We start from the raw sequence: 6,403 nt of genomic DNA on the forward strand, positions 1-6,403 counted from the left end.
AGGGCAAGGAGTGCAAGGGGCGAGAGTATCTTTTTCATTGATCGGTCTTCCGGGTCGGAGTGAGCAGGGAAGGGCGAGGCACACCAATGTGCTCGTCCTTCACAACAGGGCGCATGGCGATAAACACTTCCGCTTCCTCACCCGGCTTGAGCCAGGCGTGCGGCCAGACAGTGACGGCCAGGGTTTGCGAGTTGCTGCATTCCCTCTCGTCGATGCGCACATTGCGGTTGAACTGGTTACGCAGAACGATGATGGCCACGTTGTACTGCGGGCCGGCATACCACTGACTGCTGGCGGTGTTGAGCGCCAGGAGGTCGCGGGTTCGGCACAGAGTATCGAGCCCCAGTGGCATGGGCTCGGCCTTGAAGTCCTTGGGTACCTGCCCGGTGACCAGATGGGCCAGGGTAGAGGTGACATCGCTGCGCTTGATCGCCGGCTGGTGTTCGGCGTAGCGACGCGCCAGCGGTTTGAGGGCGTCTTCCAATTCCACCTGATCAGATTTTGGCAAATAACGCGAGGGGTCGGCCTGATCACCGATGACTCGGGGCGTCAGGATAAACAGGCGCTCTCGCCGGTTGCTCTTGCGTTCGGTGGAGGAAAACAGCGCCTTGCCCAGCAGCGGGATATCCCCCAGTAATGGCAACTTGTTCAGCCTGTCGGCGTTCTCTGTGACGTGGAACCCTCCCACTACCAGCGAGCGCTTTTCCGCCATCACCGCTTGGGTGCTGACCTTACCCTTACGCACATCCGGGCCGATTCGATCGGGGTTGGTTTCATCGAAACTGCCGTCTTCGATGTCCACTACCAAGTGGATCTGGTGCGCGCCCTTTGACGTAATGACCCGTGGGACAACCTGGAAACTGGTGCCCACTGTGACTGGCAGAATGGTTGCGTTTTCGGTGCCTGCGGTAATGTACTGCGTGCGGTTGAAGTCGATCACCGCCGGCTGGTTTTCCAGGGTCAGGATCGAGGGATTGGACACGACGGTCGCCAGGCCACGGGCTTCCAGTGCCCGCAGGTCTGCTTCAAAGCGGTCACGGTTACCGATAGACACTTGCGATGCCGTCCCCGGCGCAATGTTATTGACCCCAGCCCTGAAGCGACTGTTTTGAAAGCCCCAGTTCACTCCGAACTCCCTGAGCTGAGTGCGATCGATGTCTAGGATGATCGCGTCAATCTCCACCAGCTTGCGCGCCACGTCGAGCTTGGCGATCAGTTCGCGGTACATGGCCTGGCGTTCCGGGAGGTCGTAGATCAGCACGGCGTTGTTGCGCACATCGGCTTCGACGCGGATTTTGCTTGTGGGTGTCGGCGCTCGGGGTGTCATGGCGTAGTTGGCATCCGGCTGGCCGAGGGCGGCCGGTGGGCTGAGCATCTGCCCCAGCAGAGGATTGCTCAGCCGTGGAAAGACTTGGGCCATGGGGGATAGTACTGACGACGGTGCGGGGTTTTGAGCCGCACTCGAGAGCACGGAGGATGTTCGCGGCTCCAGCAGACCACGCAACATGCTGGCGACGCCAGGGATAAGCAGTTTTTCGCCGCGGTAGTCGATCTGGCGATCCGCCGCATTGGCGAACTGCAGGGTAAACGTCAGCACACTCTGTTTTTCATCAGGCGTCTTGCGCTTGCTGCTGAATTGTTTGATCTGTTCTATATAGCGCTTGGGGCCAGAGACCAATACAACGCCGTCATCCGGTAGCTCACCCCAGCCAAAACGGCTGTCCAGCAGGCCGATGTCGGTCAAGGCCTGCTTCAGGTCGGCAACAGTTTCGGCTGAAACCTCAAGCCGTGCTGACTCTTGCTGGTCCAGGGTACTGATGTACAGAGTGTTGTTGTACATGAACCACTGGAAGCGGTGCTCGACGGCGAGCCGGTCCAACAGCGATTGGGGCGTGTTCGAGCGAATTTTGCCATTGACGTAGCCTTCCAGGAAACCGTCGATTTGCAGTTGGGTGCCGAAGGTTTTCGTGAAGTCTTCGAGTACTTCCTGCAGGGTCTTGTTGTCGGCCTCGTAGGCGTAAGCCGTGGTTTTCCATTCGGCGGGTATGGCTGCCAGTGTGCTTTCCAGCGGTATCAGTAGCCAGGGTAATACGGCCAGCCAGCGCCAATGGGAGGGCTGCGTCGTTGTTGCTACGGGCGAGGTGAGGCGCAAGCAGGTTTGCTTGTAGGTCTTGTCAGGCATGGAGAGATTCTCTGGTTAGTGCGAAAGCAAGCGCAGCGATGAGGGCATGCACTTCGGGGCACTCCGGCGGCACTCGACCATAGAGCGCCAGGTATCGCGTTGGTTGAGCAGGGTTTCGAGACTTGCCAATAGCTGATCCCGGCAACAGTTACCGGGCAATCTCTGAAGTAGCCAGAGATGGCGGCTTTCAGGTGATTGGGCCAGGGAACCTTGAAAGTACTCCAGGTTGGCTTGCCCCTGACGCATCCAGATTTCCTGCTGGGGGTTATCGGGAGGGGCAAGGGTAAGCTGAACGCTTAACAGCAGATTGCTTTCGCAACGCCGCAGGTCGATCGAGTCGTCGCCTTCGTACAATGCGATCTGTTGGTCGCTGCCTTCCAGCCAGCGAGCAAGCAGATCGCTCATTTCATTGCATTCCATCAAGAACGGACTTCCTCAACTCATGCCTGATTCGGGTATGTTCCGACCTCGCGAAATGAGCCTGGGCAATTTCCATTTTGGTTTCGAAAAAATCGACGTCATCCGAAAAGAATGGGTCCGGATTGCGAAGAAGTTCGTCGAGTTGCTTTGTGGTTTTTTTCATTTGGCTGTCAAGCCTGCTTTGTATGCCGTCATAGAAACTCATCAACTGTCCCCTTTTGGATTTCCCTCCTCAGTGGTCCTTGCCTTGGCGTCAGTTCCACGATGGAGCACCTTGGCTGCAAAAAAATGAAATACTTGCGACACATCAAGCTATCCGTCTTTCTCAGGAGTCATGAGCGTTTCAAGGATCGAGTTCCAATCGACGCAAAAGTCCCCTTCCTCCGTTTTCAGCACTAATGTTTGAGCACTCGGCGTGTCGCCGATCCGAAGACTCCAGGGGAGCTCTTCATGGCCGCTCAGCCACGATTCGACAGGTTCGCGGTCCAGGGGGTGGCACAACAGCGTCGCCTTGACCGGGGGCAGTTGGGTTGCCAGGAGTTGTTTGAGCAGGGCCGCGAGACGTTGCGCAGGCGGGGTCTCTTCCAGTAGGCAGCGTAGCGCCTGGTTGACGAGCGATGTGGCACTCTGTTCCAGGCCATCGCACATTTTTTGGTGTTCGATTTTCAGCTGACTGAGCTGGGCCTCGGCATTCGTCCTGAACGCCTGCAGAGCCTGCTCCAGCAGTTCTGCACGCTGCTGCTTGGCCTGTTGCAGCAGTTCGCGCACTTGCGTCTGCGCGCGTGCCAGCAACCGAGAGGCCTGGCCACAATGTATGAGGGTTTCTTGAGGAATCAATGTTTGCGGCAGGCCTTGCGTGCCGTTATGCAGCTCAATCTTGCGATGACAAAGCATTGATTGAATGCTCCCATGATTGATACTGATGGGTCTCAGCGCTTTCCATTGAGGTGGCGCGCCAGATGGCTGCTTGCCAGAGGGTGTCGAGCCTGCCATGGGCGTCGGATAGCCACGGGATCTGTTCCAACTCAATCACTCGTTGACGGGGGAAACTGAGGCGGAGTCGCTGCCAGGTGGGGAGCGGGACCCACTCCCGTAACAGTCGCAGCGGATCTTGCTCCTCTGAAAGCGGCGAGCAGGGAGGCAATGCCTTTGCAAGTCGCTGACACCAGAGTTGGTGTTCTTCGCTCAACTGGCTGCTGGACTTGGGGTGGCAAATACTTTCAATCAACGCAAGCATCAACTCTCGTTGGCCTGGCGATCCATATATAAGCCGCAGCAGTGCCAAGTTGGGGGGAGTGGGAAGGCACGGGGCAATGGAGAGTTTTTTGCCGAGCAGCCAGTGCTGGCTGCGATAGAGGGGTTTCAAGGCGCCTGGAACTCCCCATTCGGGTGATGAGACTGTCCAGGGATAGGCCCACCATTGCGCCCAGGTTTGTGCGTCACTCATAAGGCGATGGGTTCATCGAGGTGTGGGCAGGCGCTGGTGAATGCGTCGGATCACTGGCCAGATAACCCCGCGCTCGTGAGTTGCGTTTAAACCAGAAAAACGCGGCGATACCGGCAAGTAAAAGGCTGAACAATGATACCGTCAGGCTGTTTTGCCAAAATCGCAGATCCTCACTGGGTACCAGGAAGGGACCGAAATAGATCAAGCGTCTTTGCTCCTGATAAACGGTCGCGGGGACAAACACTACGGTGAGTTTTTGTGGGTTATCTACTGCGGTCGACATGCCGGGAATACTGCTGGCCACCATCCTGCGAACGCGGGGACGGATATTGTCAGGCTCAAGTCGCGGATCATGTTTGATAAATACTGAGGCGGATGCCGGTTGTACCGGTTCTCCCGGTGCAACCCGTTCAGGCAGCACCACATGAACGCGGGCGACGATTACCCCGTCGATATTGGACAAGGTGGCTTCCAGCTCCTGGGACAAGGCGTAGATGTAGCGGGCGCGCTCTTCCAGTGGGGTGGAGATGACACCTTCCTTACGAAAAATATCACCCAGTGTCGAGCGTGCGGTTCGTGGCAGGCCGGCTGCTTCCAGCGTGCGGACAGCGCGGCTGATGTCATCAGTTGCAACACGGACAACGACCCCATCTTTGGCCGGGGCTTTCTGGGCGCGGATCTGTTTGTCCGCCAACTCGGCAATGACTTCGTTGGCTTCCTGCTCTGAGAGCTGGCGATGAAGCTCCACACTTTCGCCGCATCCACCCAGCATTAACATCAATGACAAAAGTACAGTGGCAATCAGAGGGCGGGCCATGTTCTTCCTATTGCAGGTTGGTCAGTTTTTCGAGAGCTTGTACGGCTTTATTGAGAGTCTTGACCGTCAGAACGGTCTGTAGTTGAGCGTCGGAAAGTTGGCTGCCGTAATCGCGTAGCGCCGAGGGGTTGGAGCCTCGACTGATCTCTCGAAGGCTGCGAGCCACCTGTGATCTCAGCCCAATCAGCTGATTCGACTGTTCTGACAGAAGGTTGGGAGCCATGGCTGTGCTCATACTCGTGGCTGGCAGTTTGTCGCTGGTTAAGCGCGCATTGAAAAAGTTGATGTCTGTGGCTGACGAGGATAATTCTGGTCCGCCAGTAGAGTTATGGAGGGGGTCGCTCGACGAAAAAATTTTGATATTTCCGAGCATAAATTCCTTGCTCCAAATTGATGGGTGATCAACTGGCGAGTTGATTTAAAATAGGAGTGAATTGTTTTTGAACTGCCTCCTTTCCCTCTATTCGGGGGGAGGAGGCAGTAGAGTTAACTGATCCTTATGGATTTTGGAACATCGATTCCTGCAGCAAAATCCTCAGCTGCAATACGCTGCCAGCCGCGTTTTTCTGCAAGCGCCTTCCTGGCCGCCTCTTGCTGATCCCCGACGTCCCCGCCAGCACCTGCTGCACTCGAGCCGGAGCCCGCAAGGTTGGTGTTATAGTTGACATAGTTAGACATTAGGTTGCTATTCAAGCCATATGACATGGTGTATACCTCTATTCAATTTCTGATCTGTTATAGGAGGAGTATGTTGTGAGTATTTCAATGCGCTTGAATGCACCACGCTTTCGACGGTGCCCCGTAGGTCACGTATTGTTTGCGACGGGGCTGTCTGCCAGTGCATAAATCAAGAGCATGGAATGTATCCGTGATACAGAATCATCGGTAAGTTCTGGTGCGCAACATTCGGCTAATGAGTCAAGATTCTGATTGTGGGTCGTCGATTATCATTTTCTGTACAACAAAATACTCCACTGCATTGACGACTACTCAACCTTCATCAATAGCTCAAGGGTCTCTGTTGTTCAAGGAGGCTGCTGGCTGCTTGCCCCACGACGCCACCGATAGCGCCGCCCACCATACTGCCGAGGGGGCCACCTACAGCAGTGCCCAGCGCCGCTCCTGCGGCTGTACCTGCTATAGGTGCAGCGGTTTGGATTAACTGCATCGGAAGTTGCGTTATACCGCTAGTCATATTGTTAATCTCCTGGAGTGCTAAAGTTTCATGTTAGCTATGGATTCACAAGTCCAGTCAAGCCAATTGGAGCTGGCTTGCACAATAAGTGGTAATTTCGGCTCTCTGGTTCCATCAACTCAATGAGTGGGTATTTCCAGTTGTTTCATCCGGTGATAAAGCGTCCGCCTGGCCATCCCCAATTCAAGTGCGACCGTATCAATGCTGCGCCGGTGGCGCCGCAGGGAGTCTTCGATCAGTACTTTCTCTATTTGTTGTAATCGTTCCTGAATTCATAGAATAAGCGCAACGCTTGAAACGAGAGGCAGAGAGCCAGCCACCGGTAGAATCCAGGCTCTCACA

General features: G+C 55.7%; 10 protein-coding genes. All 10 read right to left on the reverse strand.

The features are described from left to right. Positions 1-34: 34 nt before the first annotated feature. The 10 genes from sctC to AAEZ06_RS25975 all read right to left on the reverse strand — a co-directional run bounded on the left by sctC (position 35) and on the right by AAEZ06_RS25975 (position 6,333). A complete protein-coding gene (gene sctC / locus AAEZ06_RS25930; protein WP_350616895.1) occupies positions 35-2,182 on the reverse strand; it encodes a type III secretion system outer membrane ring subunit SctC in 2,148 nt (715 codons plus the stop codon). A 15-nt stretch (positions 2,183-2,197) separates the two neighbouring features. Next, positions 2,198-2,587, reverse strand: a complete 390-nt coding sequence (locus AAEZ06_RS25935) for a type III secretion system chaperone (protein ID WP_149411761.1) — start codon at positions 2,585-2,587, stop codon at positions 2,198-2,200. 1 nt (position 2,588) lies between these two features. Further along, a complete protein-coding gene (locus AAEZ06_RS25940) occupies positions 2,589-2,807 on the reverse strand; it encodes a hypothetical protein (RefSeq protein WP_149411760.1) in 219 nt (72 codons plus the stop codon). 107 nt (positions 2,808-2,914) lie between these two features. Beyond that, complete coding sequence (gene sctL / locus AAEZ06_RS25945; RefSeq protein ID WP_149411759.1) at positions 2,915-3,496, reverse strand: type III secretion system stator protein SctL; 582 nt, start codon at positions 3,494-3,496, stop codon at positions 2,915-2,917. Then, complete coding sequence (locus AAEZ06_RS25950; protein ID WP_178114434.1) at positions 3,474-4,049, reverse strand: type III secretion protein; 576 nt, start codon at positions 4,047-4,049, stop codon at positions 3,474-3,476. The genes sctL and AAEZ06_RS25950 overlap by 23 nt, the downstream gene beginning before the upstream one ends. After that, positions 4,042-4,866: a type III secretion system inner membrane ring lipoprotein SctJ gene (sctJ, locus tag AAEZ06_RS25955; protein ID WP_149411758.1), complete on the reverse strand. Its 825-nt coding sequence runs from the start codon at positions 4,864-4,866 to the stop codon at positions 4,042-4,044. The genes AAEZ06_RS25950 and sctJ overlap by 8 nt, the downstream gene beginning before the upstream one ends. A 7-nt stretch (positions 4,867-4,873) precedes the next feature. Beyond that, complete coding sequence (locus AAEZ06_RS25960; protein ID WP_149411757.1) at positions 4,874-5,239, reverse strand: EscI/YscI/HrpB family type III secretion system inner rod protein; 366 nt, start codon at positions 5,237-5,239, stop codon at positions 4,874-4,876. A gap of 113 nt (positions 5,240-5,352) precedes the next feature. Continuing rightward, positions 5,353-5,571 carry a hypothetical protein gene (locus tag AAEZ06_RS25965; RefSeq protein WP_350616900.1) on the reverse strand — a complete coding sequence of 73 codons (219 nt, stop codon included), beginning with the start codon at positions 5,569-5,571 and terminating at the stop codon, positions 5,353-5,355. Positions 5,572-5,866: 295 nt separating this feature from the next. Further along, positions 5,867-6,061: a glycine zipper domain-containing protein gene (locus AAEZ06_RS25970; protein ID WP_149411755.1), complete on the reverse strand. Its 195-nt coding sequence runs from the start codon at positions 6,059-6,061 to the stop codon at positions 5,867-5,869. 119 nt (positions 6,062-6,180) lie between these two features. Then, entirely contained in the window at positions 6,181-6,333 is a 153-nt protein-coding gene (locus AAEZ06_RS25975) for a helix-turn-helix domain-containing protein (protein ID WP_502948052.1), read from the reverse strand. Between the last annotated feature and the right edge of the window lie 70 nt (positions 6,334-6,403).

It is taken from the genome of Pseudomonas sp. HY7a-MNA-CIBAN-0227 (genome assembly GCF_040310325.1).
GTDB lineage: Bacteria > Pseudomonadota > Gammaproteobacteria > Pseudomonadales > Pseudomonadaceae > Aquipseudomonas.